At 70.5% G+C, this 2,367-nt stretch carries 2 protein-coding genes; both read right to left on the minus strand.

Annotated features, from left to right (window positions below; all coding sequences use genetic code 11):
• Positions 1-280: response regulator (locus IBL25_RS25665; RefSeq protein WP_187781278.1), on the minus strand; the 280-nt coding region annotated here is incomplete at its 3' end.
• Positions 277-2,337, minus strand: a complete 2,061-nt coding sequence (gene prsK, locus IBL25_RS25670) for an XrtA/PEP-CTERM system histidine kinase PrsK (RefSeq protein ID WP_367615695.1) — start codon at positions 2,335-2,337, stop codon at positions 277-279. The genes IBL25_RS25665 and prsK, both read right to left, overlap by 4 nt.
• Between the last annotated feature and the right edge of the window lie 30 nt (positions 2,338-2,367).

Here is a 2,367-nt window from a genome sequence, read left to right on the forward strand (position 1 = left end):
GCGTGTGCTCCCGCTGGCCCTGACCCGAGGCCACAATGATCGGCATGCCTGGGGAGATACGGTTCAGCTCCGCCAGGGTCGCGAAACCCTCACTGACTCCTTCGGCATCCGGCGGCAGGCCCAGGTCGAGCAGCACCGCGGTCGGCTGCTCGGCCCGCGCCACCTGTTCGGCTTCCCGCCGGTTTCCCGCCAGCAGCACGCGGCAATTCGGAAAAGCCCAGCGGTACTGGGCGCTGAGCGCAGCGTCATCCTCTACGATCAGCAACTTGGGGCGACTCATGGCAGGGCGGCCTCTGCAGAATGGGGCGCGGGAAAGGATGCGTCGTTGCGCGGGTCGCGGCAGGCGGGAAGCGTCATACGCATGGTGGTACCCTCACCAGGGCGGCTGTGAACGGCCAGCTCCCCGCCCGCGCGTCGCAGCAACTCGCGCGCTTGCCAAGCGCCGATGCCGCTGCCGCGCGGCTTGCCTGTGGCCAGCGGGCGGAAGAGGTGGTCACGGATGAATTCAGGCGTCATGCCACAGCCACGGTCGATTACCTCCACAAGCACCCGCTGCTGCCCGTGCTGCAGGCGCAGCCGCACGGGTTCACCGGGACGGGAAGCCTCTGCGGCATTGGCGAGGAGGTGCGTGACGGCGGCATCGAAGGCTTCAGCCGCCATCGAGACCCGCAGCGGCGGACGGTCGTCATGTTCCAGTTGCACCGGGTGGGCACTGCGGGCCGAAAGCTCCCGCAACCGCGCCAATGGTTCGATGGAGGTGGTGTTGAGCTCAGCGCCCTCGGGCTGGCGCAGACGGGCGATGAGCGTGTTGATGCGCGTCGCCGAGGCGCGCACGGTCAGCAGCATGTCACGCTGGAACTCCGGGTCCTGGATGTTGTGCTCGGCATTGGCCAGCAATAACGTGAGCTGGCTTGCCACGGTCTTGACGTCATGTGCCACAAAGGCAAATCGCTGGGCGTGGTCCTGCAATTGCTGCTGCTCCGCCAGGCGCTCGGCGGCGCGGCGCTCGGCCAGGAACATGGCGACCTCCCGCCCCAGGCTCCGCAGCAGGTCGAAGACCTCGCCATCCAGGGGCAGGGCGGCGCGCGGCGGCGCCAGCAGCACGAGGCCAAGCAGCCCGTCCCGGTGATGCGCCAGCGGCACGGCCAGCCAGAGCTGCCCGAAAGCCTCCCGCAGTTCCGGCGCATCCTTCTCGGACAGCGGAACGATCCAGGTTCCGCCACGCACTTCCAGGATCAGCGGATGATCATCGGCCAGCGAGACGGGCTCTTCCGGCATGTTCCAGGAGCCGGCCCAATGGAAGCCGGCCTCGGCGCCCTCGCGCAGCAGCAGCACGCCGGCCGGGCTGTCCGCGGCATCGGCGATGGCGCGGATCGCGCGTAACTGGGCCGCGACATCCGGGGCGGAAAGGGTGGCGACGCAGCGCAGCCATTCCTGGCGATAGTCGTAGCGCGCGGCAAAGAAATGATCGACCACGCTGCGCCGCAGGCGGGAGCGGACGGAGCGGGCCGAGAGCGCCACAACCAGCGCCATGGCCGTGCCGGCCCAGAGGCCGATTTCGGCCGCGCGAGCCCAATCGGCGCCAAGGTGGCGAAGCGCCTCGCCGGCGGCGCCGACCGCGAGCAGGAAGGCGCCGGCCACCAACAGCGTCGCGCCGTGGAAGACCACCTGGCGCGAGACCGGCGGATTGCGCCGCCAGCGGCGGTCGCGCATGGCGCCCAGCGCCAGCAGCGGCGCGGCCACTGCCGCCAGCACCGCGCGCGCATCCGCCAGGATGGGCGAAAGGTCATGCGTCAGCGCCGCATGGGCATAGAGAATCACATCGAAAGCGGCGAGGCCACCAAGCGCGACGCAGGGCAGAACCACATGCCAGCGCGTGCCGTCATCGGCATTTCGGTAGAGATTTTCAGCAAGAAGCACCACCAGCAGCACCAGCGCCAGCCGGGTGAGCACGACGGGCGAACCAATGGCGGTGGTTGTCAGCGCCTGGGCCACCGGCGCCGATAGCGTGGCGAAGGCCAGCAGGGTGGCGGTGCCGCCGGCCAGGGCGAAGCGCAGCAGCAGCGGCCGCGCCTGTGCCCCGCCGACGCGCCGGCCAAGCACCAGCAGCAGCAGGAACCAGAAGGCGTTGCGGAGGACCTCCAGCCCGCCGGGGGGCCAGGCGAGGGGGGCCTCCGGCATCAGGGCCACCGCGGCGGCCCAGGCGGCGATCAGGAAGCAGGTCGCCGCCGGCAGCAGGGCATGCCGTCCACGCCCGGCCGCCAGCACCAGCATGCTCCAGGCCAGGCAAGCGGCCGCGCAACCAGCGTAGAGGACGGGCGAGACGGCGTGTATCACCGTGCGCCTTCCTGGAGGAGGACGACGCGG

Origin of the sequence: Pseudoroseomonas ludipueritiae, from assembly GCF_014490445.1 — a bacterium.
GTDB classification, from domain to species: domain Bacteria; phylum Pseudomonadota; class Alphaproteobacteria; order Acetobacterales; family Acetobacteraceae; genus Pseudoroseomonas; species Pseudoroseomonas ludipueritiae.